The 25,681-nt window shown below is 61.5% G+C and carries 22 protein-coding genes; 5 read left to right on the top strand and 17 right to left on the bottom strand.

Annotated elements, in window-relative coordinates; translation table 11 throughout:
- Window positions 1-103 precede the first annotated feature (103 nt).
- The gene (locus tag TRIHO_RS02650) at window positions 104-931 is read left to right on the top strand and encodes a phosphogluconate dehydrogenase C-terminal domain-containing protein (protein ID WP_068240160.1); all 828 of its coding nucleotides are present in this window, start codon (window positions 104-106) and stop codon (window positions 929-931) included.
- A gap of 78 nt (window positions 932-1,009) precedes the next feature.
- Window positions 1,010-1,732, top strand: a complete 723-nt coding sequence (nanR, locus tag TRIHO_RS02645; RefSeq protein ID WP_068240159.1) for a transcriptional regulator NanR — start codon at window positions 1,010-1,012, stop codon at window positions 1,730-1,732.
- A gap of 15 nt (window positions 1,733-1,747) precedes the next feature.
- Here the strand turns inward: nanR and TRIHO_RS02640 are convergent, their stop codons facing one another.
- The 10 genes from TRIHO_RS02640 to TRIHO_RS02595 form a co-directional block, all read right to left on the bottom strand.
- Window positions 1,748-3,466 carry a hypothetical protein gene (locus tag TRIHO_RS02640; protein ID WP_068240157.1) on the bottom strand — a complete coding sequence of 573 codons (1,719 nt, stop codon included), beginning with the start codon at window positions 3,464-3,466 and terminating at the stop codon, window positions 1,748-1,750.
- The gene (locus tag TRIHO_RS02635; RefSeq protein WP_068240155.1) at window positions 3,463-4,479 is read right to left on the bottom strand and encodes a Gfo/Idh/MocA family protein; all 1,017 of its coding nucleotides are present in this window, start codon (window positions 4,477-4,479) and stop codon (window positions 3,463-3,465) included. Before TRIHO_RS02635 ends, TRIHO_RS02640 begins: the two co-directional genes overlap by 4 nt.
- Before the next feature lie 10 nt (window positions 4,480-4,489).
- Entirely contained in the window at window positions 4,490-5,551 is a 1,062-nt protein-coding gene (locus TRIHO_RS02630) for an ABC transporter permease (protein WP_068240154.1), read from the bottom strand.
- Window positions 5,551-7,092, bottom strand: coding sequence for a sugar ABC transporter ATP-binding protein (locus TRIHO_RS02625; RefSeq protein ID WP_068240153.1), 1,542 nt, complete (start codon window positions 7,090-7,092; stop codon window positions 5,551-5,553). The genes TRIHO_RS02630 and TRIHO_RS02625 overlap by 1 nt, the downstream gene beginning before the upstream one ends.
- Complete coding sequence (locus TRIHO_RS02620; RefSeq protein ID WP_068240152.1) at window positions 7,089-7,739, bottom strand: DUF2291 family protein; 651 nt, start codon at window positions 7,737-7,739, stop codon at window positions 7,089-7,091. Before TRIHO_RS02620 ends, TRIHO_RS02625 begins: the two co-directional genes overlap by 4 nt.
- A gap of 70 nt (window positions 7,740-7,809) precedes the next feature.
- Window positions 7,810-8,757 (bottom strand): D-ribose ABC transporter substrate-binding protein, encoded by a 948-nt coding sequence (locus TRIHO_RS02615; protein ID WP_068240148.1) that lies wholly within the window; start codon window positions 8,755-8,757, stop codon window positions 7,810-7,812.
- 670 nt (window positions 8,758-9,427) lie between these two features.
- A complete protein-coding gene (locus TRIHO_RS02610) occupies window positions 9,428-10,045 on the bottom strand; it encodes a TetR/AcrR family transcriptional regulator (protein WP_068240147.1) in 618 nt (205 codons plus the stop codon).
- Window positions 10,046-10,069: 24 nt separating this feature from the next.
- The gene (locus TRIHO_RS02605) at window positions 10,070-11,809 is read right to left on the bottom strand and encodes an aldehyde dehydrogenase family protein (protein WP_068240146.1); all 1,740 of its coding nucleotides are present in this window, start codon (window positions 11,807-11,809) and stop codon (window positions 10,070-10,072) included.
- A gap of 1 nt (window position 11,810) precedes the next feature.
- Entirely contained in the window at window positions 11,811-13,442 is a 1,632-nt protein-coding gene (locus TRIHO_RS02600; RefSeq protein WP_068240144.1) for a long-chain-fatty-acid--CoA ligase, read from the bottom strand.
- 12 nt (window positions 13,443-13,454) lie between these two features.
- A complete protein-coding gene (locus TRIHO_RS02595; RefSeq protein ID WP_068240143.1) occupies window positions 13,455-15,089 on the bottom strand; it encodes a GMC family oxidoreductase in 1,635 nt (544 codons plus the stop codon).
- 514 nt (window positions 15,090-15,603) lie between these two features.
- Between TRIHO_RS02595 and TRIHO_RS02590 the strand changes: the two genes are divergently transcribed.
- Window positions 15,604-17,073 carry a flavin monoamine oxidase family protein gene (locus TRIHO_RS02590; RefSeq protein ID WP_068240142.1) on the top strand — a complete coding sequence of 490 codons (1,470 nt, stop codon included), beginning with the start codon at window positions 15,604-15,606 and terminating at the stop codon, window positions 17,071-17,073.
- Between the two features lie 169 nt (window positions 17,074-17,242).
- On the opposite strand, the gene TRIHO_RS02585 is transcribed toward TRIHO_RS02590, so the two are convergent.
- The 7 genes from TRIHO_RS02585 to TRIHO_RS02555 form a co-directional block, all read right to left on the bottom strand.
- Window positions 17,243-17,728 carry a GlcG/HbpS family heme-binding protein gene (locus TRIHO_RS02585; RefSeq protein WP_068240140.1) on the bottom strand — a complete coding sequence of 162 codons (486 nt, stop codon included), beginning with the start codon at window positions 17,726-17,728 and terminating at the stop codon, window positions 17,243-17,245.
- An 11-nt stretch (window positions 17,729-17,739) separates the two neighbouring features.
- Entirely contained in the window at window positions 17,740-19,068 is a 1,329-nt protein-coding gene (locus tag TRIHO_RS02580) for a TRAP transporter large permease (RefSeq protein ID WP_068240138.1), read from the bottom strand.
- 1 nt (window position 19,069) lies between these two features.
- A complete protein-coding gene (locus TRIHO_RS02575; protein WP_068240137.1) occupies window positions 19,070-19,672 on the bottom strand; it encodes a TRAP transporter small permease subunit in 603 nt (200 codons plus the stop codon).
- Window positions 19,673-19,728: 56 nt separating this feature from the next.
- Entirely contained in the window at window positions 19,729-20,760 is a 1,032-nt protein-coding gene (dctP, locus tag TRIHO_RS02570) for a TRAP transporter substrate-binding protein DctP (protein ID WP_068240135.1), read from the bottom strand.
- Between the two features lie 33 nt (window positions 20,761-20,793).
- Complete coding sequence (locus TRIHO_RS02565) at window positions 20,794-22,302, bottom strand: malonate--CoA ligase (protein WP_068240134.1); 1,509 nt, start codon at window positions 22,300-22,302, stop codon at window positions 20,794-20,796.
- A gap of 9 nt (window positions 22,303-22,311) precedes the next feature.
- The gene (locus tag TRIHO_RS02560) at window positions 22,312-23,604 is read right to left on the bottom strand and encodes a malonyl-CoA decarboxylase (RefSeq protein WP_068240133.1); all 1,293 of its coding nucleotides are present in this window, start codon (window positions 23,602-23,604) and stop codon (window positions 22,312-22,314) included.
- 71 nt (window positions 23,605-23,675) lie between these two features.
- Complete coding sequence (locus TRIHO_RS02555; protein ID WP_068240131.1) at window positions 23,676-24,062, bottom strand: YciI family protein; 387 nt, start codon at window positions 24,060-24,062, stop codon at window positions 23,676-23,678.
- An 82-nt stretch (window positions 24,063-24,144) separates the two neighbouring features.
- On the opposite strand from TRIHO_RS02555, the gene TRIHO_RS02550 reads away from it, so the two are divergent.
- Window positions 24,145-25,017 carry a fumarylacetoacetate hydrolase family protein gene (locus tag TRIHO_RS02550; RefSeq protein ID WP_068240129.1) on the top strand — a complete coding sequence of 291 codons (873 nt, stop codon included), beginning with the start codon at window positions 24,145-24,147 and terminating at the stop codon, window positions 25,015-25,017.
- The gene (locus TRIHO_RS02545; protein WP_082704986.1) at window positions 25,014-25,664 is read left to right on the top strand and encodes a malonic semialdehyde reductase; all 651 of its coding nucleotides are present in this window, start codon (window positions 25,014-25,016) and stop codon (window positions 25,662-25,664) included. The genes TRIHO_RS02550 and TRIHO_RS02545 overlap by 4 nt, the downstream gene beginning before the upstream one ends.
- The last annotated feature ends 17 nt before the right edge of the window (window positions 25,665-25,681 follow it).

The raw sequence follows: 25,681 nt of genomic DNA, 5'->3' as shown, positions 1-25,681 counted from the left end.
TTGTTCGCTGTCCTCTTGACTTGGTGGAATACTTAGTAGCTTATCATACCAGTTGTCAATTCTTCGATGAATGGGCATCCGAGATACCTTTGGGAGAACGAACGTGACCAAAATCGCATTATTCGGGGCTGGCGGAAAAATGGGTGTTCGCCTTTCACGCAACCTTGTGAATACGGACTTCGAAACCGCACATGTCGAAGTGTCGGAGATCGGCAAACAGCGCCTGAAGGCCGAGCTGGGGTTCGAATGCCAGGCCACGGATGACGCCCTGAAAGACGCCGATGTCATCGTTCTGGCGGTGCCGGACACCGCTATCGGCAAGGTCGCGGAAGGTATCATCGACAAGGTGAAATCCGGCGCAATGATCATCTGTCTTGATGCGGCGGCGCCATTTGCGGGGCATCTGCCGAAGCGCGCCGATGTCACCTATTTCGTCAGCCATCCGTGCCATCCGCCGATCTTTAACGACGAGACGACCGAAGCAGGACGCAAGGATCATTTCGGCGGTGTGGCGGCGCAACAAGGCATCGTAAACGCACTGATGCAAGGGCCGGAGACCGATTATGCCTTGGGGGAATCCGTTGGCAAAGCCATCTACGCCCCGGTCGCGCGGTCCCACCGTGTCACCGTCGAACAGATGGCGCTGCTTGAGCCGGGGCTGTCTGAAACGGTCTGCGCCTCGCTGCTGGACATCATGCGCGAGGCCATGGACGAAGTTGTCAGTCGTGGCGTCCCGAAAGAAGCGGCACGCGATTTTCTGCTGGGCCATATGAACATCCTGGGAGCGGTGATTTTTGGCGAAATTGACGGCGTCTTTTCCGATGCCTGCAACAAGGCGATGGAATTCGGCAAACCCGTCCTGATGCGCGATGACTGGAAACGCGTCTTTGAACCCGAAGAGATCGCGGCAAGCATCGAGCGGATCACATGAGACCCGGCGCCAAGCCACTTGTAGGACCAGTGAACAAGTTCTAGTATCGCATCAGATCTGCAAGGGACCTGACGCAACATGAACGAACAAAGCCCGCAAGATAACAAAATTGTCCGGCTGAAACTGTCCGATCAGGTTTTTGAACGTTTGCGTGAAATGGTCGCCAGTGGGGAGCTTGCCCCCGGCGATGTGGTCCCCTCTGAACGGGTCCTGATGGAGCGGTTCGGCGTCGGTCGCCCTGCGGTGCGCGAGGCCTTGCAGGCGATGCAAAGCAAGGGGCTGATCACGATCACTCATGGCGGCCGCAGCCGCGTGAACGCACTGACCGCGGGGGTAGCGTTTAGCCAGCTCGACGATATCGCAAAATTGCTGTTGTCGAGCGAGCCGGCCAATATCGACCACCTCAAGGTCATCCGTCACATTCTGGAGCGCGGCACGGCGCGGCTTGCGGCGCAAAAATGCACAGCCAAGGATGCGGCCGAGCTTTTGGCGCTGATCGACGCGCAGCGCGCCCAGCTTGGCAATGCAGAGCTGTTCATGAAAGCGGATATTGCCTTTCACACGCGGTTGGCGCAGATCACGGCAAACCCGCTTATCCAGGCGATTACCGAGATGATGCTGACCTGGCTGTTTGAATATCACTCATCGTTGCTGTTGTGGTCGGGACGCGAGGAAACAACGCTGAGCGAGCACGCTGAAATCGTCAAATACCTGGCTGCCAATGACGCGGACGCCACTGAACAGGCGCTGGAAGCCCACCTGAGCCGGGCGGACTCCCGGTTCAAGGTTGCGCCGTCCTAGGGCGCGTCGCGCCTGTCAGACGCGCCATTCATAGGGACCCAGATCGCCGCGCCGTTCTGGGGTCAGATTGGCGATGATCAACGTCTCGCCGACGGATAGCTCTGCCATGCCATTGGCAATTTGGGCGGTTTTGACAGGCTGCCCGGCCAGGGCCGCCAAGGTCGACAGGGCCTGCGCAATCGGGAGCTGTCCAGTCACACCACGTGGTCCGAAAACCGCTGCCGGAGTCCAAACGGCGATGTTTGCGGGCGCGAGCGCGGTGGCGAGGCCAATCGCATAGGCCGCCCCGAACGTGCCGCGATGGCGCGGGTCATCGTCGGTCATGCATAGCCGCTGCGCATCGGGGTTCGGGATCGTGCGCGTGCCATATGGGTTTTGGCGCATCGCAATGGTGGCAGGCCCGATCCGGTAGGGCAAGTCGCCAAAAATGGCGCGGGCGGAGCCTGTGATATGCGGGATCGCTTCCAGGGTTTCCATTACGGACATATCGTCAGCCGCATGCACGATCGGGCACAGCCCGTGCCCGACGAAATCCAAGGTGTCCAGCGGCGGACGTTTGCGGTTCAGCTCGGGGAAAAAGCTGACCATGCCGCCGCCCCGGACGAGGTCGGCAAAGACCTCGGCGGCGGCTCTGTGGATGTCTGTCAACGGTGGGCAGTCAGGCCACTGCGCGCCCGGCGGGGTCGACTGGCGATCCACCGAAGGGCAAATCATCACGCTAGCGGGATGAAACTGCGCCGCGCGCATCCGCTTTGCCACATCAGTCATTTCGGTGGCGGGACTGGCGTTGCAGGCCAAAATCAGCTCCAGATCAAAAATGCGGGTCGGGCACGCGGCCTGGGCGGCGGCAAAGGCGTGGAGCTGACGGTCGAGATCCCCAAGATCCATATCAACATGGCACAACAGTCGCTGCGGGTTGACGGATGTGAGCACATCGGGCGCGGCGGCCAGCTGCACTGCTTCGTCCGGTGTCAGCGCCAGCGCCATCTCGGGGAAACGGGCGGAAATCGCGTGTCTCGCGGCGGCGGGCGTCGTATCCGGCAGCGGCTTTGACAGGGTCAGCGCCACGGATTGCACCAGTTTTTCCTGATCTTCCAGCACGTAAGGCCAGGGTTTTGCCAATGGGCGGTTGTAGGTCTTGAACGACGCATCCCCCCATTGACGCTGGTCTTCCATTTCGAAGGTATCGCCAGAAAACTGGCAGGTCACACTATGCTCGCCCAGGGTATGGGTCAGCGAAACGATGTCCTTAAACGGCTGCCAGGGGTCGATCAGCAGAGGAAAACGAGCGGTTTCAACGCGGCCATCGCTGTGCCCGACCCGCACCGGCTGTCCTGCGACCCCGTCAATCGGGTGCAGGACGGTAAAGCCGGCGCGGTTGGTTTCAAAATCGCCGCGCGCGCGGCCCTGGGCAGAGATCGACAGGGTCTCAGGCGAGATGTCGATGGTGATGTCAACGATCAGCTGCGCCGCGCCGCTGTCATATGTCGCTGTGAAAGCCATTGTCAGGTGGTCGCCGTCCTGGGTTTCGACCTTCTGTTCGATCCGCGGCGATAGTGTGCCCCAATCGCGATCCCGGACCAGAAAGGCAATGCCGCGGATCGCCTCGACCCCCTGATGTTTCACATAGCGCAGCGCGCCGCCTTCCAGCATGAAGGACCATGGCCCGGCAACATGGGCGGTTGCTGCAACCGCGCGATGGTCGGTCCCGTAGAGCGCGCGATGATCGCTCACAGGTCGGCCAGGGACACAGTGCGCCCCTCCGCTGCGGACAGATAGGCCGCCTCGACCAGGGCCAGGGTCTGCAAGTTGTCGGCGCCGGATGTGGCCGGGATCTGCCCGTTGGCGAGGCAGGTGACAAAGTGCTGCTGGATCGTCAGCACGCTTTCCTGAATGTTGTGCCATGGTCGTTGCGCCCAGGGCAGAACCGGCGGCGCGACGTCGCGCGACTGGCTGATCTGGCCGGTCACCGTCAGCCGATACCCGGCATCCAGCACCAGCGTGCCTTCGGTGCCGTCGATCTCGATCAGGGTTTGCGGAAAGGTCTCCGGCGTGCGGCGGGTCGCATAGGAGCAATCCACAACGCTTGTGGCGCCGCCCTTGTGGGTCAGCAGCATGGTGGCCACATCTTCCCCTTTGATGTTCGGATTGACCCGCCTTGTGGTGGCGGAAATCTGGTGCGCATCGCCCAGAAAGGCCCGCGCGATGTCGAGAATATGAATGCCGAGATCCTCGATGATGAACCGGGACCCTTCGGCCAGATAGGGCTGGCCAGAGAATACATCATAGCCGGATCGGAAACTGAACCGCCCAAAAAACGGATCACCAATGGCCCCGGAGGCGACAACCTGCAATGCGGCCTGGATCGGCGATTGCCAGCGGAAATTTTCATGCACCATCAGGGTCTTGCCGGCGCTGGCCGCGGCAGAAACCATCGCCCGCGCATCCGCAAGAGTTTCGGCAAAGGGTTTTTGGCAGATGATGTGGACACCCGCCTCGGCTGCCAGGGTGACCAAAGGACGGTGTGAGGGCGCGGTGGTAGCGATATCGACGAAATCGAACCCACCGGCTGCAAACATCTCGGCGGCATCGGTATAGGTTCGGGAGATGGCGAAATCATCCGCACACTGGCGCAATCGCTCGTCGTTCTGATCACAGAGCGCGACAATTTCGACCCCGTCCATGTCGCGCCAGGCGTGAAGTTGGTTCTGCGCGAAGAACCCGCAGCCAATCAATGCTCCTTTCATGACAGCCCCCCTATTTATCCAACGCCGCTTGCGCCCGCAGGACGACGCGAGCCTGAACCTTTTGCTGGGCTTGATCAATGACCACCGCGGCAATGATGACAAGCCCCTTGATGACGGTCTGCCAGAAGGAGGACACGCCCATCATGACCAAGCCGTCCGAGAGCACACCGATCACAAAGGCACCGATGATGGTGCCGATGATCCGGCCCCGTCCGCCCGACATGGAGGTGCCGCCCAGCACCGCCGCCGCAATCGCGTTGAGTTCAAACGTGTCGCCCGTCGCTGGATGGGCGGCCACCAGTTGCGACGAAATGATCAGCCCGACCAATGCGGCGCAAAAGCCGGAAAAGATATAGACGAAATACTTGGTGCGATTGACCTTGATCCCCGACAGTCCCGCCGCCCGTTCGTTGCCCCCGACCGCATAGATATGCCGCCCCAGCGGCGTGCGCGCGGCGATATACCCGGCAAGGCAGCCGACAACGATCAACAGTGCAATCGAAAACGGGATCCCGAGGACATGTCCGGTTCCGATCCAGCGGAAGGTCTCGGACCCGTATTCGGCATTGCCGTTGAGGTTGGGAAACGTGCGGCCATCCGAGCTGAGCATGGCAGCGCCCCGCGCCACGTAAAGCGTGCCCAAGGTCGCGATAAACGGCGCCACATTCAGCTGCGTGATCAAGAACCCGTTGATGGCGCCGATCAGCACCCCGACAAGGATCACCAGCAGACAGATTTCAACCGTGTTGAAATGCATGGTCCAGCCCAGCCCGATATCAAGGCCGTTCAACAACAGATAGCCCGCAACCATGCCGCATAGCCCGACGATCGAGCCGACGGACAAATCAATACCGCCGGAGACGATCACAAAGGTCATGCCGATAGCCAAAAACGCATTCAGCGCCACATGTTTTGACATGATCACCATGTTTGCGGTGGACATGAAATTGGGGGCGTTCAGTGCAAAGAACACAAAGACGAGGATCAGCGCGATAAACGTCCGCGCCTTGAGCAGGATCAGCAATGCGTCCGAGCTGGAAAAAGACGACGCGGCGGTGTTTTGTTCAGCCATCAGGCGGGTTCCTCGGTGGTTTGTTCTTTCTTGTGCCCAATCGCAGAGGCTTCGACCAACTTGGCATTTGTGGCCTCTTGCTGGGTGAATGCGCCGGTGATGCGGCCGTTGGACATGACCAGAATCCGGTCTGACAGCGAAATAACCTCGTCCAGATCCGAGGTGACAAAGATGATCCCAAGGCCATCTGCCGCCAGTTGGCGCATGACACGAAACACTTCGGCCTTGGCACCGATGTCGATCCCGCGCGACGGTTCGTCCATCAGCAGAACCTTGGGGTCTGTCATCAACGCCTTGGCAATGACCACCTTTTGCTGGTTGCCTCCGGACAGAGAGGAGACTTCATGCTCGGGCGAGGCGATCTTGATCGTCATCCGTTTGACGAAGTCAGCGACGGTTTTCTTTTCGAGCCGAAGGCTGAGGTGGAACGCTTTGGTGAAACGCGCCAGACTGGACATCGTCATGTTTTCTCGGATCGACAGGATCTGCACCAGGCCGTCGTTCTTGCGGTCTTCGGGGATCAGTGCGAGCCCGCGCCGAATACGCCCGGCCACGCTTTTTTCGCCGAGCGGCTGACCGTCAATCGACACCGTGCCGGTCGCATGGCCATGCCGTCCGATCACGCATTCCAGGAACTCGGACCGACCTGCCCCCATCAGCCCGTAAACGCCAAGAATTTCACCTTTGCGCAGGGATAGGGACACGTCATTGACCGCCAGGCCGCCGCCCGGTCCGGGAAGCGAAATATGGCTGGCCCGGAACACTTCGTCGCCGAACGGATGGTGGATTTCCTTTGGAAAATCCTTGCCGCTTTCGCCGATCATGTTGCGCACGATCCAATCCACATCGACGCCGTCCATGGATCGCGCGCCGGTAATGACGCCGTCGCGCAGCACCGTGATGTAATCCCCGATCTTGATCAGCTCTTCGAGCCGGTGCGAGATGTAGACCAGGCCGACACCACGTTTTTTCAGGTCCGCGATCACCCGGAACAGGATGTCGACCTCGGCCGCAGACAGGGCGGAGGTTGGTTCATCCAGGATCAGAATGCGCGCGTCATGGGCCAGAGACTTGGCAATCTCGACAATCTGTTGCTGGCCCACGCGCAGGTCGCCAACAAGGTCATCGGGATCAATGTCCTGTTCCAGCTGCGCCATCAGCGCGCGGGTTCGGCTGCGTTGGGTCGCCTTGTCAATATCAATGCCGCCGCGGGTCTTTTCCCGCGCGATAAAGATGTTCTCGGCCACCGTCATATTGGGAAACAAGTTTAATTCCTGGAACACAATGCCGATGCCATGGCGCACGGCCTCATCCGTGTTGCGAAACGTAACCTCCTGATCATCAATGATGATCTTTCCTTGGGTCAATTGTTCCACCCCTGCGATGACTTTCATCATCGTGGATTTTCCGGCGCCATTTTCGCCAACGAGGACATTGACCGCCCCCATGTGCAGGTCAAAATCGGCGGCTTTCAGCGCGATTGTACCTGGATAGACTTTGGTGCCGCCACGAATGGACAGGCCGATCTCATGCGCGCTCATGGGGCACCGAATGTGACAGAGGTGGGAACGATTTCTGGCCGGCTTTCGAGGTCTTTGAAGGTATAGACGCCCTCAAAGGTGACGGTTTGCCCAATCGGATCCTCTGTCGGGATCTCGATGGTTTCGTGGGCCATCTTGTTCAGCCCGCCGGCCAGTTTTGCAAATTCGATCTGGTCCCGGAAATCACTGAAGCTGAGGAAGGGCATCGCATCGCGCAGCGCGGTGCCACGAATGATCGGGCCGAGCTGAAGCGTCACATCCGCCGCGCCATCGCCATCGGTGTCGACCTCAACCTTGGCGGCGCGGCTTTTCATCTTGGTCTCGACGACACGGCCGGACCCTGCCACCGCGAAATTCCAGGGGCTGGCTTCCCCTTCGGGTTTGTAGCCATATTGCGCGCTGGCTGCATCGACGTCCTCTGCTAGGGCCGCGCGAAGATCCGGCAATGGCGCCAAAAGCTGGGCGACCGCCGGCAGCACCTTCGGCTCCCAGATCTGGCGCGACAGCAGAGCCATACGCGCCTCGTCTGTTTGCGCCTCTTCCGCCTGGCCCGCCTCGGCAGGATCGGCATTTTTAACGATTTTGCAGGCGTTCAGGGCCGCAAAACACATCAGGAACAAGACAGATAGATGTAGCGTGCGATGCATGCAGACCCCTCCCGCGAAGAGCCCGCAATCTGCGGCGGGCTCCTGTGTTTCAGTCAGAACTCTTGTCAGATCAGGAGCTTAGAGCGAAGGTTTCGAGATCAGCCGCATTGTCGGCATTGATCAGAACACAATCCATCAGTTGCTTTTCCTCAAGCCCGGTGGATCCGGTTTGAATGTACTGATCGGCCTGTTCGACCGCGATCTGCGCCTGGCGGAAGGCCGGCTGCAACACGGTTGCCTTGATCCCGCCCGCAAGAATGCTGTCGCGCACATCGTTGGAGCCGTCAAACCCGACAACGATCACTTCGTTGCGGCCAGCGGCCTCCAATGCGGCCCAGGCGCCCATGGCCATTGTGTCGTTGCCACAGATCACGCCTTTCATGTCAGGGTTCGCCTGAAGGATGGATTCCATCTTTTCAAAGGCTTCGGTTTGCGACCAGTTCGCGGACTGCTGCGCCACCATCACGAGATCGGGGTATTGGTCGATGATATCGTGGTAGCCCGACGACCGGATGCCCGCGTTGGTGTCTGCCTCACGGCCGAGCAGCTCCACATAGTTGCCTTCCTCGCCCATGATGGTCACGAACTCCTCGGCTCCCAACTGCGCGCCCTGGTAGTTGTTGGACACGATCTGGCTGATCGCAATGCCGGATTCCTTGATTTCGCGGTCGATCAGAAAAGACGGAATGCCCGCATCGAGGGCGCGTTTTACCACCGCCACAGTCGCATCCGCGCCTGCGTTGTCGAGGATGATCGCATTGGCGCCACGGGCAATTGCCGTGTCGAACAGCTCAGACTGCTTGTTTGGGTCGTCGTCATGGACCAGCACGATGGTTTCATAGCCCAGCTCCTGAGCGCGGGCCTCGGCGCCGACTGCTTCGGCCTTGAAGAACGGATTGTCATGGCTGGGCGTGATGATGGCAATCAAACCCTTGTCCTGAGCGCGCCCCATGGTCGTGGATGCCACTGTCACTGCGGCAGCGAGCCCGGATACAAAAACGCGGCGGTTCGTATTCATGTTTTTCTCCTCCCAAAGAAAGCAGCCCGGACATTGCCCGCTGCTCGACCGTCACTCTTTTGCACTTTCGTCATATTGTCAACAGGTATGATGAGTATGTAAAAATCGGGCTGAGCCTGGTGTTTCCCCAGCTGGCGCGGGACCGGGGCCGCGATCCATCTGGAACAGGCAGAGCACATCGCGTTCGGGGGCAGCGGTTTCGGGCGTCTCCTGACCCGCCTTTCAGACCGCGATGCGGTTGATCAGCGCCATCGACGGCGGGGTCCATAGAGCCAAATCGGATGACAGCCGAGGGTCCCCGTGCCCCATCGCCCCCGAGGTGGATCTCTTGCGTAACGCTCGCCGCTTTGAGCAGCGGTAGGGGATGTTGAGGGCCACGAATTCCAGTCGGCACGACATCCCAGTTCGTCTTTGGGCCGAACCAGATCACAGCGAGCGGCGGGGCTTGGTGCTTGATGATATGCTGGCCCGTTCATGGTCTTGCCGCTTGAGTGCGATGCTCTTGCAGACCAGCGGCCATGCTGGTTTCACAAGCTGGATCCATAGCGGGATTGGTGTATCAGAGCCGCCCCACCGACGAGGGGTTCAAAAATTTGCCTGAGTCAAAAAGCCCGCTCACATCCCTGAGCCACGCCAGCAGACACTCCATGGCAATGCTCAAACCGACGCTTCAAACCTTAAGGACGCGCGCCAGCAGCATGTAAAAATCGTTGCTCAGCTCTGCGGTGCGTCGCGGGTGACTTACAAGCTGACGTTCGAGCAGATGTCGGAAAACGCCGTCCACCGCGCCATACAGCACGCCGAGGGGGGGGGCTTCCTTGCGTTCTTCTGCAAGATGCGCGACGAGCCCGGTCAGGGAGATTTCAATCTCCGCCACCACCGGTTGAAAAACCGGATCGAACAAAGCCTGATTGCGGATATCGTACCAGAGCCGATGCGTCTCGGCCTCTTCGACGATGGAGGCGGCAAGCCCCTCAGCAAAGGCGTGAAACAGATCTTCGCGTGTCTTGGCGCCTGCAATGCGCGCACCGATGTCGGCCGCGAAGGCCTCTTTGTATAGGCGGACGCAATAGATCAGCAGTTGCTCTTTGTTCTCGAAGTAGTAGTGCAGCATCCCCAGCGACAGCTCGGATTGCGCCGCAATGTCCCGCAGGGTGGTATTGGCGTAGCCATACCGCTTCATCGCTTCGATGGCACTCTGCGCCAACTGGCGTTTTTTCGCTTCGCGTTTTGCGCCCTTGCTGGCGGCGCGGGCCGCCAGCTTGCCGATCGGTTTCTGGTCTGTCATCTGCGCGCCACTACCCTCTTTATGCTAGCCTAGCAACGCGTTTACAAAAATGCGCGGCAGTTTCAACCAACCGGGTTTGTACTGGAAATGCGTCAGCAGGCGCCCGATCTTGTGCTGGCGTCTGTTGGTCACAAACCAGGGCGGGCGCGGCAGCAGGGTGAACCGCCCGGACAAGAGGTTGCCGGGAAACGGGCTCCAGGGTGCTTCGATCACAGTGCGTTCCGTGTTTTCGAGCATGAAGCAATTGTGGACCGTGCCGATCCCGGAGTCCACATTGTCCAGCGTCGCCCCGGCAAAGCCGCCCCACGGCACTGGCGCCAGCAGGAAGCCAAGGCCGCTCCAGGCATTGATCGCGATGGTGCCATAGCGGAAATCGGCGATGATTTCCTCAAAGCGTTTGCGACCGATCTTGCGGATCGTGGCGGGGTGGATCAGGATATTGCCACCCAGGGTGCCATAGAGGTTGTCGTTGGCCCAGGCGATGGCCGCGCGCAGATAGGTTTCCGCATCTGCTCCGTCCAGATGCTTGACCCCCAATGCGGGGGCAAAGACCTCTTGCTGCTTGAGCCATTCGGTATCGCCACGCTCCATATCCGCAACAAAACAAGGCGGAACCTGCGGGCCACGGGAAAAGCGTTGTTCTCCTTCGGCATGCTCGGCAAACTCCGCCATCCGGGCTTCGGCGCCGGGATAGTAGGCTTCGCGACGGGCATGGGTTTCCATCACGCGGGCGACTTCTGTCATCAAGCGGTCGCCTTTGTCCCAGCCACGCGGCAGGATCAGCGATTGCACCGCGATACAGTTGAAGCCGGAATTGTGCAGCTTCTGCGTGACGATATGCTCGGCCTGAAAACGGATGTCCGCCGCAGACCAGGGCCCCGGCACCACGATGGTAGGACACACCGCCCCCAGCTCAGAGGTGATATGGCGTGTGTTCCTGGGCGTCCCGGCCGCCTTGTTGCGCGCCCCCTCGTCGCCAGTGCCCCAGACGATGGCGTCATGGGTCGCCCGTGCGCCGGTGATATGGATCTCTTCAACCAGCGGATGATCGGTCAGATACGCCCCGGCGGCGCCGTCGCCCTTGACGATGCGCAGCGCATCGCGGTCGATCAACGGTTTCAGGGCGGCGCGCAGGTAGTCGGTCAAGTAGTCGTTGACCGGGTTCATCTTGAGCAGCACGACCTGATTTTCCAGAAACAGCTTCTGGAAGGCGTCCAATGGCGAAATGGCGGCGATGTTGCCCGCCCCCAGCACCAGTGCCACCTTGCCCACGCGCTTGTCCGGCGCGATGTCATAGGCGCGTGCGGCGTGGCGTTTGAGGTTGGCCGGCGTCACGCCCCGCTGCATCCAGATATCGGCCTTGACGCCGGACAAGAGCAAGCGATCCCAGATCGAATGGGGCACCACCCGCACGGCGGTCTGCCCATTGGGCAACTCGCGGGGGGAGAGATGTTTGAGAAAGTCTTTGTTTTCAATCTGCGCCAAGGTCTGCATCAGCCCATTGCACATGCCCATCAATGCGTAGGGTCCGCTTGTCCATTCCTCGCCCACCAGCGGCGAATCCGGTGGGAGGCGCTTTTTGCGCGCCGCCGTCGTGGCCCAACCCTCCGCCACCGGCATGAGGGCATCCTTGACCGCATTGAGCAGCGCGATGCGCTCGGCAACCGGGGTGCGCGCCCAGGTGTGCTTGGCGGCCTCCAATGCGGCGAGGTCCGCATCATAGCCCGCCTGCAAGCCGGGTGTGAAACGATTGTGATGCGTCATCTCAAGCGTCCTCTTCCTGCAACAGGATATTGCCATACTCTTCGCGCAGCTTGGCCTTGATGACCTTGCCGGTGCCGCCGAGCGGCAGCGCCTCGACGAAAACCACCTTGTCGGGCACCTGCCAGCTGGCGACCTTGCCGTCGTAGAAGGCGCGCAGCTCTTCTTCGCTTACATCCGCGCCTTCGGCCCTGAGCACCACAAGTACGGGGCGTTCGTCCCATTTGACATGTTGTGCGGCGATGGCGGCCGCATTTGCAACCGCTGGATGGCCGATCGCGATGTTTTCAAGCTCTACCGTCGAAATCCACTCGCCGCCGGATTTGATAATGTCCTTGGCGCGGTCGCGGATAACCATATAGCCGTTGGCGTCGATCGTCACCACGTCGCCGGTGTCAAACCATCCGTCCCGGTTCAGCGCGCTTTTGTCCGCCTTGAAGTAGGTGTCGACGATCCAATGCCCCCGGATTTGCAATTCGCCCTGCGTTTCGCCGTCCTGCGGCAGGGCCTTGCCCGCGTCGTCGACAAGGCGCAACTCAACCCCGTAGGGCGGACGCCCCTGCCCCAACCGGATGGCGGCCTTTTCGTCGTCTGGCAGGTCCTGATGGTGTTGCAGGAGCTGGTTGAGCGTACCCAGCGGCGAGGTTTCGGTCATGCCCCAGGCGTGGATCAGCTCCACCCCGTAGGTATCGCGGAATGCAGGGATCATCGAGGGCGGCAAGGCCGAGCCCCCGACCACGGTACGCACAAGGCTTTCGGCCTTGCTCCCGGTTTTTTCCAATGCGGCCAGAAGGCCCATCCAGATTGTCGGAACGCCAAGCGCCAGCGTTACGCGCTCGCCATCGATCAGCTTGACGAGACTGTCTCCGTCCAGGCCCGGTCCGGGCAGAACCAGCTTGGCCCCGTTCGCGGCCGCCATATAGGGCACGCCCCAGGCGTTGACGTGAAACATGGGCACCACCGGCAGAACCGTGTCCTTGGCCGAGATCGCCAAACCGTCGGGCTGGTTGCCGGCCAAAGTGTGCAGCAGGGTTGAGCGGTGGCTGTAAAGCACGCCCTTGGGATTGCCTGTCGTCCCCGAGGTGTAGCAAAGCGAGGAGGCACGGGTCTCTTCGAATTGCGGCCAGGCGTAGCTGGCATCACCCGTCTCCAGAAGCTCGTCATAAAAGACCAGCCCGTCCAGGATCTTGGACGCCTCGTCGTCCCGCGGCCCCATCAGAACGAAATGCTCGACGGTCTTGAAATGGGCCTTGAGTTTGGCCACAGCGGGCAGGAATGTGCTGTCAAAGAACAACACCTTGTCCTCGGCGTGGTTGACGATGAATATCAGCTGATCAGGGTGCAGGCGCGGGTTGATGGTGTGGCACACGAGACCAGCGCCCGCCACGCCGAAATAGATTTCCATGTGCCGCCGGTTGTTCCAGGCGATTGTGGCGCAACGCGCCTCGGGCTCTTGCCCAAGCGCTTCCAACGCCGACGCCAGCCGCCGGGCATTCGCATCCAACGTGGCCCAATTCGATCGCTCGACGGCGCCTGTGGTTTCAACCGAAACGACTTCTGTCGTCCCATGATACCGGGCCGAATGGGCGATCAGGGTCGAGATCAGCAAAGGCTGATCCATCATTTTTCCAAGCATATCTATGTCTTCCTATTCGGCCGCCATGGCTGCCTGATGCGTGTTGCGGATCATTTCGGCTGCCTTTTCGGCAATCATGATCGTGGGTGCGTTGGTGTTTCCGCCGATGAGTGTGGGCATCACCGAGGCATCGACAACGCGCAGCCCCTCCAGCCCGCGCACCCGCAGTTCAGGATCAACGACAGCCATGTCATCGGTGCCCATCTTACAGGTGCCGACTGGGTGATAGATCGTATCGGCGCGGGCCCGGATATGTGTTTCCCACTCGGTGTCGCTCATACCGTCGCTGACGCCAAACAGCTCTTTGTGGCGGTATGTGTTCATCGGTTCCTGCATGAGAATATCGCGGGTGATCTTCGCGCCTGCGATCATTGTTTTCAGGTCCCGATCATCAGAAAGAAAATTCGGGTCGATCCCCGGATCGGCCATCGGGTCGCCCGACTGAAGGAACACTTCACCGCGTGAATGTGGCCGCAGCGCACAGACATGGCACGAGAAACCATAGCCGGGGTGCAGCCTGCGCGCATGATCGTCCACGATGGAAATGACGAAATGGAGCTGCACATCTGGCTTGTCCATCGTCGGATCGGTCTTGAAAAAGCCCGCCCCTTCGGCGAAGGGAGTCGCGATCATGCCGGTTCCGTTCTTGCGCCACGTGAGAATATGCCTGAGCAGATTGAACGTTCCTGTCGCCCCGATGCCGAAATTGTCGGTGTCTCGTGATTTCCACGCGAGGATAAAATCCAGATGATCCTGAAGGTTCTGGCCGACGCCGGGCAGCTCGTGGACCATCTCGATCCCGTGGCGTGTGATGTCTTCCGGGCGCCCCACACCGGAGAGCTGCAAGAGCTGGGGGGAGCCGAAGGCACCGCCGCAGACGATCACTTCGCGTTTAGCGCGCACCTCATGCCGCTGGCCTGTCTTGCGGTAGACAACGCCGGTGGCGCGTTTGCCGTCAAAGGTGATGCGCTCGGCCCGCACCTTGGTCAGAACCGTCAGGTTGGCGCGCGTGCCCATCACCGGATGCAAATACGCCGCAGCAGCCGAGCAGCGCTCGCCATTGCGTTTTTCATCGTGAAACTGGGTCACGGCGTAGGGTGCGAAACCCTCGTTGTCACCGGTATTGAAATCGTCGCTGCGGCGGTACTGCAAACGTGTCGCGGCTTCGACAAAGGCTTCGGTGATCGGTCGGGAGCTCTTTTGACGACAGACATGCAGCGGGCCGTTTGCCCCATGATGCGCGGTTTCGCCGTCTTCGTTGTTCTCGGAGCGCTTGAAATAGGGCAGCACACTCTGCCAATCCCAGCCATCGCAGCCCAGATCGGCCCAATGGTCATAGTCGTCGCGATGGCCGCGCACATAGAGCATCGCGTTGATCGCGCTTGATCCACCAAGGGCGCGACCGCGCGGTTGATACCCCCTGCGCCCGTTCAAACCCGGCTGTGGCACGGTATGGAACGCCCAATTGTTGATCTTGCCGTGCCCTGGCAGCATCGCCACCACACCGGCGGGGGCGCGCACAAGAATGCCATCGCCGCGCCCGCCGGCCTCCAGGAGGCAAACGGTCGTCTCCGCGTCCTCGCTCAGCCGCGCAGCCAGCGTTGCGCCCGCCGATCCGCCGCCGCCGATCACATAATCGTAGTCCATTTCCAAGCTCCTCCCTGGAGTCCCGAGGCGATTCTCCCGGTCGCCTCACTTTTAATCAAACAAAAAAACTGGACGTCTGTCCAGATAAAATGATTAAATCCGATTCGGACATGATGCGGAGCAGGAGGACCTCACGGCGCAAGTCATCCGCGGCCCGGCGATGGCCGCATCGATTGCCTGTTCGGAGGTTGCCCTTGGGCCAAAACCGGTTCGAAACCAGCATTTGGCGGGCTGTCGACCTCGCCGCGAAGCAAACCGTTTGCCGGTAACGTGCAGCAAACAGACCGGAAATCTGATGGAGGTCTGAAGCGCAGACGGGCGGCCGACAAACGCACCGTGCGTTTTGCCTGCGACGGGCAATTTGGGGCGAACGTCGCAATCGTCACACCTTCAAGATCGGAAGGTTCCGCACGGCATATCGGCGCGGCGCGACTGTCCCGACCGTCGGCCACGTAGCCGTGCCGCAAATTGAAAGCTCACATACTTGATTGATCACTGGAGAGGAGACCAACAGATGGCAGATGAAACAAAAGGGGCAACGCACCTCTCGCACGGGCCGACGCGCAGGCAGATGCTGGGGGGTGCGCTGACATCGGGGGCGGCTTTTGCGATTGCAGGACAGGCCGCCGCCCAGAGCAGCGACGTGCAAGACGTTGATGTCGTTGTCATCGGCGCGGGCGCCTCGGGCTGCTATGCCGCCCGAGAACTCAGCAATGCAGGCCATAGTGTCGCTCTGCTTGAAGCCGACGACCGCGTCGGCGGGCGGCTCCGCCGCGGCGAAGTGAACGGCGAGCCGGTAGACCTGGGCGGCCAGTGGTGGGGCCCCGGACAAACATTGCTGGACGAGGCCACGCAAGAGCTTGGCCTTACACGGCTCCAACAGAACATCAAGGGCCGCAGCATCATCGATCTCGCCGGGCTGAAGTTCGAATATGAAGGCGAAGTGCCCGCGCTGCCGGATGCGGAAATGGCCGCCTTCGTGCAGGGCGTCGAGACGATTGAAACATGGGCGAGCGAGATCGACCCTGACGCACCCTGGACCCACCCGCGCGCCAAAGAATGGGATTCAATCACCTGCACGACCTGGATGAACCAAAACCTCGGAACGGAGTTCATCACCGCGTTTTTCAAGTTCGCGGTCAAAGGCGTTTGCGTTGTCGACCCCTCCCAGATTTCGCTGCTGCAATTCCTGTTCTACTGCCGTTCGGGGCAAGGCTTTGTCACGCTCATCTCTACGGATGGCGGTGCCCAGCAGGAGGTCGTCAAGGGCGGGCTGTTTCAGGTTCCGCAATTGATGGCCGATGGTTTGGGGGATGCGCTGCACCTGTCAAGCCCGGTCCGCAATATCGAACAGGACGAGGATGGTGTCACCGTGACCGCCGAGACCGGCGTCTGGCGTGCCAGCCGTGTGATCGTCGCGGTGCCACCCGCGATGGCGCAGCGTATTCACTACGAGCCACCCCTGCCCGCGATGCGCGATGTCTACACCCAGCGCGCGCCGATGGGGGCGGTGATCAAGTGCTACGTCGCCTATGATACCCCTTTCTGGCGCGACATGGGCTACACTGGGCAGGTGTTCTTTGAAGGCGACGCGAATGTGTTCTTCGAGCATAGCCTCAACGACAGCGGCAAATTCGCGCTGGTCGCATTTATGGACGGGGAGGCCGTGCTGCGTTGGGCAGACCGGACCGAGAATGAGCGGCGCGACTACGTCGTAGGCGAGATTGTCCGCGTGTTCGGCGAAGCGGGCGCGAACCCTGTCGATTATACCGACAAAGCCTGGTCCGCCGACCAGTGGCGTCGCGGTGGCTACGGAACGCAGCCCACACCAGGCGCATGGACTGTCGCGGGCGAAGCCTGGAACCGTCCCGTTGACCGCATTCACTGGGCTGGCAGCGATACCTCGGCAGTCTGGAACGGCTATGTCGAAGGGGCCCTGCAGGCGGGCAAACGCGCGGCACAAGAAGTGATCGCGCAGCTTTGACAGACATGCGGTGGCGGTGCAGCTCTGCACTGCCACCGCTCTGTGAGCGGATGGGGGAACGGCCTTCCGACCATGCAGAAGCGTCTCCGCCGGACCTCGCCTTGGGGTCCGGCCGCATCACATGAAACCGCTTCGGGCCCGTCGCGATCCGGGCACAGAACCCTAGGGGCTAGTGCTTGTCCGAGAGGGACGCTGCGCGCCAGTCAGGGGCTTCCTCGAACGGGTTCGAGGTATAGCCCGCGTCGCGAATGGCGTGGATGGCGCAATATTCGTCGCGTTCCGACGCATCGCCGCTGACGCCGACGGCACCAATGGTCATGCCGTTCTCGTCTTCGATCAGCACACCGCCGGGCACCGGAATAAACCGCCCCTCGGATGCCGCTGCGATGGCATTCTGGAAGGCCGGGCGCGCCGACAGGTAGTCGCGGATTGTGCGGCTGGAGAACCCCATGCCAAGCGATCCATAAGCCTTGCCGAGCGCGATGTTGAAGCGCAGCAATCCGCATCCATCGGACATTTTCATGCACACCATGCGCCCGCCGCTGTCGAGTGCCACGACGGTGAGGGGTTTCATCCCCTCCCGCTTGCCGATGGCCAGAACGGTGTCGACGATGGTTTCCGCTACGGCGAGCGAAAGTGAAGAGGCAAGTTTCATTTGATTTCCTTTCAGCGCATGAGGTCGGGCAGCCAGGTGACGATTCCGGGGAAGGCCAGCAGCACGATGATGGTGACGACGTCGGCCACAAAGAACCAGGTGATGCCCTTGAACACATCCGGCAGCGAGATATCCGGCCTGACCGCAGCGACGACAAAACAGTTGAGCCCGATGGGCGGGGTGACAAGGCAGATTTCGGCCATCTTCACCACGATGATGCCGAACCAGATGGAATCAAACCCCAGCGCCATGACCGCCGGATAGACCACCGGCAGCGTCAGCAGAAGCATGCCGATTGCATCCATGAACATGCCCAGCACCGCATAGGCCAGCAGGATGCACACCATGATGACCATGGGAGGGGCGTCTATGCCGACCACCAGGCTGGTGAAGGCTTCGGCCAGCCCCGAAAACCCGAGGAAGCGCACGAACACCGTAACCCCCCAGATCAGCGAGAAGATCATCACCGTCAGTTTGGCGGTTTCCATCAGGCTTTCGGTGATCGGCTTCAGACCGGTGCCGCGGGCCAGCGCGACCACGAAGATGATGCCAGCGCCAAGCGCGCCCGCTTCGGTCGGGGTGGCCCAGCCCTGGTAGATCGCCGAGATGATGATGAACACCACCGCCATGATCGGCAGCAGCGGAGGCAGAGAGGTCAGCCGCTCGGTCCATGTGGCGCGGTCCGATTGCGGGATGCGGGGTGCTTGTTCCGGTTTCATCAGCGCCCAGATCACGATGATGGCCGCATAGACGATGGCCGAAACCAGGCCCGGCAGGAAACCCGCCAGCAGCAATCGACCCACGGATTCCTCGACGATGATGGCATAGATCACAAGGATCGCCGAGGGCGGGATCAGCGTCGCGAGGGTGCCGCCGGCGGCAACGACGCCTGCCGACAGGCGCTTGTCATAGCCGTGGCGCAGCATTTCGGGGATTGCAACGCGGGCAAACACCGCCGATGTCGCGGTCGAGGCCCCGGAGACAGCGGCAAAGCCTGCGGTCGCAAATACCGTCGCCACCGCCAGCCCGCCGGGCATCCAGCCAAGCCATTTGCGCGCGGCGTCGAACAGCTGCGAGGTCATGCCCGCGTGAAAGGCGACGAAGCCGATGAAGATGAACATCGGCAGTACCGACAGCGCATAGGTCGTGGCCTTCGCGTGGGGCACGATGCCGACGATGCCTGCCGCCGGGCCCCAGCCGATCAGTTCGACCAGCCCGACGAGGCCAATAATGGCGGCGGCAAACACCACGCGCACGCCCAGGAGCACAAGCAGGATCAACAATCCGACGCCGATCAGGCCGACAGCAAGCGGATGTTCGAAACCAAGTCCGATAAGCATGTCAGTGTTCCTCCGTGGCGGCGTCCGCCTCTTCGCGGGCGGTTTCCGCCACATCTTTTATCAACGCGACGCCCTCTGGCTCGCGGCTTGGGTCGATGACCATGCGGATGGCACCGGCGAGCTGCACCGACAGCCGCAGGAACCAGATCGAAAATGCCACCGGCACCAGTAATTTGGACGGCCAGACCGAAAATTCCGCATCGATCGTGGTGTCGCCAAGTTCGTAGGAACGCCAAAAATGCGCTCCGGTGTACCAGATCAGCACCGCGATGATCGCCATGCCGACGGCCGCGCCGATGATCTCGGCGGCCCAGTACCGGCGCCCTGTCAGTGCGCCCAACAGCAGTTCCATGCGGATATGCGCACCCATGCGCTGCGTGTAGGCGGCGCCGAGGAAGGCCATGCCCGCCATCGACAGTTCGACAAGATCGACATAGCCGGTCAGTGGCATGTCAAAGAGGGTGCGCATCACGATCTGCGCGATGCCGAGGCACATCAGCGCAAAGACGAACAGCGCGGCGATCAGGTTCGTGGCGTCTTCGACCGGGGACAGCAACCGGTCAGCGCGGGCCACGAGGCCACGCGTGTCGGGGGGATGGGACATCAGGGGGATTCCGTCTGGTAAAGGGGTGGCGCCGCATCTGGCGCCACCGATGCGTTTCAGTCCTTCGGGGCCTCTGCCGCATAGCCGAGATAGGCATCAAGCACGCCCTGCGCATCGAACCCGGGGTTGTCGGCAACCCATTTGTCCCAGATCGGCTTGCCCGCACGGGCGCGGAATGCGTCGAGCGCCGCCTCGTCATACTCGATCTTGGTCAGGGTTTGCTCGAACATGGGAATGTTCTTTTCATCCTGCGCCGCATAGGCTTCGAGCTCGGTTTCAAGTACAAGATCGCGGTTGTCCCAGATCAGCGCCTGATACTGTTCGGGCAGGGCCTCGAAGGCAGTCTTGTTCAGCACCCAGCCGCATTCGGACGATCCCGGCGACAGATTGGCGGTGTACCAGTCGGCCTCTTCGTTGATCTTGAAGGCGACATGGGCGTAGGTGTACGGAAAGGCCGCCACATCCACGGTGCCGTTCTGAAAGGCGGTCAGGGTCTCGCCCGCTGACAGTGTCTGCTTGGTTGCGCCCAGCAGTTCCATCGCATCGCCAAGCCCGCCACCCGCGCGTACCTGAAGTCCGGCCCAGTCATCCAGCGTCAGCGGTGGTTCGCCCCGGCCCATCATCTCGTATTGCGGAAGCAGGCCCGAGGCATAAGGCAGGGCATTCCATTTTGCCATGTCCGCAACGATAGCGGGATGTTCAAACATCCGCTTGCGCACGTACATGTCAGCCTTGGCGCTGGGAACAGGCAGGAACGGCAGCGAGAACACCATCCACGCCGGGTTCTTGCCGGGGTGATAGAAATTGCAGATGCCGGCCCCCTCGACGGCGTTGAGCTTGATCGCGTCCAGCGCCTCGCGAGCCGGACCAAGCTGTTCGGCATAAAAGATGCGGATTTGAAACTTGCCGCCCGTCTCGGCGGCGACCTTTTCGGCCAGCGCCTCCATGCCCGAGGTCAGCGCCCGCGGATTGCCGTACATCGAGATCTTCCAGAACACCGACGGGCCGTCGATATTGGCCGCCGGGGCGGCGGTGCCGAGCGTCAGCACCGCCAGAGCCGATAGGGTGATGCGTTTTGTGATGGTCATGGTCTCTCCTCCCATTGATTGTTTCGGGTCGTATCAGGCCGGCGCGACAGCAAAGGCATCGCGCAGCAGGTTCTTCTGCACCTTGCCCATCGTGTTGCGCGGCAACTCTTCCAGGATGTGGATGGCGCGCGGATGCTTGAAACGGGCAAGCTGTGGGCGCAGCAGAGCCATCAGTGCATCCGGGTCGGGTGTGGCCCCCGGCTCTGGCACCACGGTAGCAATCACTGCCTCGCCGAAATCGGGATCGGGAATGCCGACAACGGCGGATTCGAGCACGCCGGGCAGATCGTCGAGAAGCACCTCGATTTCCTTGGGATAGATGTTGTAGCCGCCGGAGATGATCAGATCCTTCTGGCGGCCCACGATGGACAGGTAACCATCGGCATCGATGCGCCCCAGATCGCCGGTGTTGAAAAAGCCGTCGCCGCGCATGTCCTCGGCGGTTTTCTCGGGCATGCGCCAGTACCCTTTGAACACATTGGGGCCGCGCACCTCGATGATGCCGATCTCGCCATCGGGCAGGGTCGCGCCGGTGCTGGAACTGGTGATACGCAGGTCCACACCCGCGAGGGGGAAGCCAACCGTCCCGGCGCGGCGCTCGCCCACGTAGGGGTTGGACACATTCATGTTGGTTTCGGTCATGCCGTAGCGTTCGAGGATACGGTGGCCAGTCCGCTGTTCGAACCGCTCGTGGGTCTCTGCCAGCAGCGGGGCAGAGCCCGAGACGAAGAGCCTCATGTGCTGCGACAGCGACCGGGTGAAACGCGGATCGTCCAGCAGGCGGGTGTAGAACGTCGGAACGCCCATGAGCGAGGTGGCCTTCGGAAGGTCCGCGAGGATGTCGTCGAGGTTAAATCCAGGGTGAAACAGTATCGACGCGCCAGACAGCGCGCAGACATTCACCGCGACGAACAGCCCATGGGTGTGGAAGATCGGCAGCGCATGCAACAGGACGTCGTCGGCGCTGAATTGCCACAGTTCGGTGAGGGCACGGGCGTTGGACAGCAGGTTGTCGTGGGACAGCATGGCGCCTTTTGATCGACCCGTGGTGCCCGAGGTATAGAGGATGGCCGCAAGGTCGTCCGGCCCGCAATCCAGAGGTTCGTGCTGGTCATCGGCCTGCGCGACGGCCTCCATCAGGCTCCCTGCTCCGGCAGAATCGAGCGTCACCAGCGCCGCGCCCTTGGGCAGGATCGGGGTCAGCCCGTTGGCCTTGGACGGATCGCAGATCACCAGCGCGGGTTCCGCATCGCCGAGAAAATATGCGATTTCCGTCACGGTATAAGCGGTGTTGAGCGGTAGCAGCACCAGCCCGGCGCGCAAACAGGCAGCATAGATCACCAGTGCGGGCACCGATTTGGACACTTGCACCGCCACCCGGTCGCCCTTTTGCAGCCCCTGCGCATCAAACACGTTCGCCATGCGCGCCGAGAGCGCCAGGAATGCCTCATGGCTGAGTGCGTCGCCGCCCAGAGGCGTTACGAAGGTCTTTGCGCTGCCCGTGTGATATCCGAAAAGCGTATCGAAAAGATGGTTGGTCATGGTGCTCTCTCAAGTCTTGGCCGGGGCGGAGGTGGTTTTCAGAAGCGGCGTCAAGGCACGGGCATGGGCGATCGTCCCTTTGGTGGAATGGCCCTCGATGTTGGCGTCGATCTGATCGAGATCGTAGAGATAGTTCACCATCGCTCCGCAGGACTGCCGCAGCCCGTTGTCGGAAGTGTCCGCCCCCGCATGTACCTCGTAGATCAGCGCGCCGTTGCCGAGATGGAACCGTGCCACCGGGTCGAGCGGGCCGCCGCGGGGGTGGCGTTCGCACACCAGATAGTGCGCCACATAAGGGCGAAGGGCCGCGCCGCCATCTTGCAAGGCTTCGGCCAGCGGCGCGGTTTCAGCCTCGGGCAGCGCGGCGAGCCGCTGTTCCGCCCAGCGGCGAAAGCCCGGGATCGGCGAGAGCGTCACAAAGGTGGTCAGCTCAGGCATCGCCGATTTGAGATCCTCAACCACCTGCTTGATCAGCGAATTGCCGAAGGAAATGCCGCGCAGCCCTTTCTGGCAATTCGAGATCGAATAGAAGACGGCAGTATTGACGCGATTGGCCGGCAGCGCCGGGCGGCCTTCGGCGAGCACCGTCTGAATATTGCCCGCCACACCGTCGGTCAGCGCGACCTCGACAAAGATCAGCGGCTCGTCCGGCATGGCGGGATGGAAATAGGCGTAGCAGCGCCGGTCCTCGGGCAGCAGCCGGCGGCGCAGATCGTCCCAACTCTGGATCGCGTGAACCGCCTCATAGGCGATGATCTTTTCGAGGATGCTGGCCGGGCTGTCCCAGTTGATGTGGCGCAGCACCAGAAAGCCCTGATTGAACCACGACCGGAACAGATGCAGGAAATCCTGGTCGATGACAGCAAGGCGCGGGGCCACTTTGGCCATGCGCAGAAGATCGCAGCGCATAGCGACCAGCTCCGCCGTGGCGCCCGGCACGCGGTTCAGGCGGCGAAAGATCTCCTGTCGGCGCGGCTCTGCGGCTTCGGTGAGGGCGGCAAGCCTGTCGGGCTGGGGATCGTCTGCATAGGCGCGGGCCAGGTCGGCCAGCGCGGGGCCGTTGATGTCAAAATCGCTGGCAAGCATGTCGAAGAAGGCGTGTTTCTGGTCCTCGGTCATGTCGCGGTATTGCGCCAGCAGCGCGCGCGAGACCTTTGACGAGGACACATCCCCCAGATCGGTCAACAACAGTTCGGTCAGCTCACGCGGGCTGCGGCTGTCGCTGCCGCGCGGTGCGGCGCGGTTGCGCAGGGTGATCGTGGACAGCAGGTCGATCAGATAGGTCGATTGTATCAGTTGCATGGCTCTGTCTCCGTCACATCGTACGGGGGTTCGTTCAGGGGGCGCTCAGGGCACCGGGACCGCGGCAGGGGTCAGGCCAGGGTGATTGTCGCCGTGGACAGCCCCAACGAAAGCGTCAGGCTGCCTTCGTTCACCAGCCAGCGACGCAGGGTGTAACTGCGCGCGCCCAGGCTGTGCATCGGGTCGGCATCGGCCAGCGCGCGGGCGTGGTCCAGCGATTGCGCGCGCAGGATCACAAGCCCGGCGCCTTCGATCTGCGTGCCGGTGTCATCCGACAGCGGCCCGGCAAGAAACAGGCTGCCGTCCGATTCGAGCTGGCGCTGGTAGGCGAGGTGATCTGGCAGAATATCCGGCACCGCAGGCCCGCCCGGCACGGGCACGGTGTGCACCATGAACAGGTCGAGTGCGAGCGCACCACGCGCTTTGGCGGCGTCTTTGTAGCTGGTCCAGTCCGGCATCTTTCTCCTCCAAGAAAATCGATATTTATTGACGTACACCTTTTTTGTCGGCAAAAGAAAGGAAAATTTGAGAGGAGAAGCTATGAAACTTCTGGTTGGGACGATGGGTGGGAAGGCGCAGGTTTTCCGCGTCGAAGGCGATACCGCTATCAATTTGACGGCGGCCCTGCCGCAGATCGGCAACGACTTGCAGGCGCTGATCGAACATGACGCGCTGATGGCGCAGGCGGCCGATGTCACGGGTGAGGCGGTCGCGCTGGACGACATCACGCCGGCCCTGCCCGTCGATGCGCCGGGAAAGATACTGTGCCTGGGATTGAACTACATCGAACATATCAAGGAAGGCGGCTACGACATCCCAGACTACCCAGCGATGTTTCTGCGCACGCGCCAGTCGATCATGGCCGCTGGCGCGCCGCTGGTGCGCCCGACCTGTTCCGACCAACTCGACTACGAGGCCGAGCTGATGCTGATCGTCGGCAAGGGCGGGCGGCACATTTCCGAGGCGGATGCGCTGGATCACGTGTTCGGCTATACCGTGTTCAACGATGGCTCGGTCCGCAACTACCAGCGCAAGACGCACCAGTGGACGCCGGGCAAGAACTTCGACCAGACCGGCGCCATCGGCCCCTATGTGGTGACCCCCGAGGACCTTCCCGAAGGCGCCAAGGGGCTGAAGATAGAAAGCCGCGTGGGCGACGAGATCCTGCAAAGCTCGAACACCGGCAACATGATCTGGGGCGTGGCACAAACCATTGCCATCATGTCCGAATTCACCACGCTTGAGCCCGGCGATCTGATTGCGCTCGGCACGCCTCCCGGGGTCGGGCACGCAAAGAAGCCGGCGCCGCGCTGGCTGAAACCCGGTGAGGTCGTCGAGATCGAGATCGAAGGCATCGGCATCTGTGCCAGCCCTGTCAGGGACGAGGCGGATCTGGCAAAGGCGGCAGAATGACAGCGTTCGCCGATCCCCGCGAGCAAGCGCAGGCGGCCGTGCGGTCGCTGCGCCAGCGCATCGGCGCGCTGGATGCGGCATCGATCGACCTGATCCTGCGCGATGCCCGTTCCCATTACGCCTGGACCGATCGTGAGGTGCCCGATGCGTTGCTGCGCGAGCTGCACGACATCACCATCGCCGGGCCGACCAGCATGAATACGCTGCCGGCGCGCTTCGTCCATGTGCGCAGTGCGGCGGCGAAGGATCGGCTGGCCAAGGCGCTTAAGGACAAGAACATCGCCAAAATGCGGCAGGCTCCGGTAACGACGATCATCGCCTATGATCCGGCTTTCTGGACCCGGCTGCCGGAAACCTTTCCACACGAGGACCGCCGCCCGCTGTTTCAAGGCAAGCGTGAACATTGCGATCTGACGGCGCTGCGCAACTCATCGCTGCAGGGGGCGTATTTCATGATCGCGGCACGGGCGCTGGGGCTGGATGTCGGGGCGATGTCGGGCTTTTCAAATGCCACCGTGGACGCGGAGTTCTTTTCCGAAACTGGCTGGAAATCGAATTTCCTGTGCAACATCGGCTACGCGGACGAGTCCGCCCTGTTCGGCAAATTGCCGCGCCTGGCTTTCGACGAGGTGTGCACCGTGATCTGACGACAATTGTTCCGGGC

The organism is Tritonibacter horizontis, assembly GCF_001518015.1.
Taxonomy (GTDB): domain Bacteria; phylum Pseudomonadota; class Alphaproteobacteria; order Rhodobacterales; family Rhodobacteraceae; genus Epibacterium; species Epibacterium horizontis.
Note: the sequence above shows the minus strand (reverse complement) of the source record. Positions and strands in the feature narration are given on the sequence as shown.

Excerpts from the sequence above, each read along its gene's own strand:
- TRIHO_RS02545 (WP_082704986.1), top strand. The coding sequence starts at position 25,014 with ATGACAGCGTTCGCCGATCCCCGCGAGCAAGCGCAGGCGGCCGTGCGG.
- TRIHO_RS02550 (WP_068240129.1), top strand. The coding sequence starts at position 24,145 with ATGAAACTTCTGGTTGGGACGATGGGTGGGAAGGCGCAGGTTTTCCGC.
- TRIHO_RS02615 (WP_068240148.1), bottom strand. The coding sequence starts at position 8,757 with ATGAATACGAACCGCCGCGTTTTTGTATCCGGGCTCGCTGCCGCAGTG.
- TRIHO_RS02565 (WP_068240134.1), bottom strand. The coding sequence starts at position 22,302 with ATGACCAACCATCTTTTCGATACGCTTTTCGGATATCACACGGGCAGC.
- TRIHO_RS02605 (WP_068240146.1), bottom strand. The coding sequence starts at position 11,809 with ATGACGCATCACAATCGTTTCACACCCGGCTTGCAGGCGGGCTATGAT.
- dctP (WP_068240135.1), bottom strand. The coding sequence starts at position 20,760 with ATGACCATCACAAAACGCATCACCCTATCGGCTCTGGCGGTGCTGACG.
- nanR (WP_068240159.1), top strand. The coding sequence starts at position 1,010 with ATGAACGAACAAAGCCCGCAAGATAACAAAATTGTCCGGCTGAAACTG.
- TRIHO_RS02590 (WP_068240142.1), top strand. The coding sequence starts at position 15,604 with ATGGCAGATGAAACAAAAGGGGCAACGCACCTCTCGCACGGGCCGACG.
- TRIHO_RS02580 (WP_068240138.1), bottom strand. The coding sequence starts at position 19,068 with ATGCTTATCGGACTTGGTTTCGAACATCCGCTTGCTGTCGGCCTGATC.
- TRIHO_RS02595 (WP_068240143.1), bottom strand. The coding sequence starts at position 15,089 with ATGGACTACGATTATGTGATCGGCGGCGGCGGATCGGCGGGCGCAACG.
- TRIHO_RS02630 (WP_068240154.1), bottom strand. The coding sequence starts at position 5,551 with ATGGCTGAACAAAACACCGCCGCGTCGTCTTTTTCCAGCTCGGACGCA.
- TRIHO_RS02610 (WP_068240147.1), bottom strand. The coding sequence starts at position 10,045 with ATGACAGACCAGAAACCGATCGGCAAGCTGGCGGCCCGCGCCGCCAGC.
- TRIHO_RS02585 (WP_068240140.1), bottom strand. The coding sequence starts at position 17,728 with ATGAAACTTGCCTCTTCACTTTCGCTCGCCGTAGCGGAAACCATCGTC.
- TRIHO_RS02575 (WP_068240137.1), bottom strand. The coding sequence starts at position 19,672 with ATGTCCCATCCCCCCGACACGCGTGGCCTCGTGGCCCGCGCTGACCGG.
- TRIHO_RS02600 (WP_068240144.1), bottom strand. The coding sequence starts at position 13,442 with ATGCTTGGAAAAATGATGGATCAGCCTTTGCTGATCTCGACCCTGATC.
- TRIHO_RS02635 (WP_068240155.1), bottom strand. The coding sequence starts at position 4,479 with ATGAAAGGAGCATTGATTGGCTGCGGGTTCTTCGCGCAGAACCAACTT.
- TRIHO_RS02620 (WP_068240152.1), bottom strand. The coding sequence starts at position 7,739 with ATGCATCGCACGCTACATCTATCTGTCTTGTTCCTGATGTGTTTTGCG.
- TRIHO_RS02625 (WP_068240153.1), bottom strand. The coding sequence starts at position 7,092 with ATGAGCGCGCATGAGATCGGCCTGTCCATTCGTGGCGGCACCAAAGTC.
- TRIHO_RS02560 (WP_068240133.1), bottom strand. The coding sequence starts at position 23,604 with ATGCAACTGATACAATCGACCTATCTGATCGACCTGCTGTCCACGATC.
- TRIHO_RS02555 (WP_068240131.1), bottom strand. The coding sequence starts at position 24,062 with ATGCCGGACTGGACCAGCTACAAAGACGCCGCCAAAGCGCGTGGTGCG.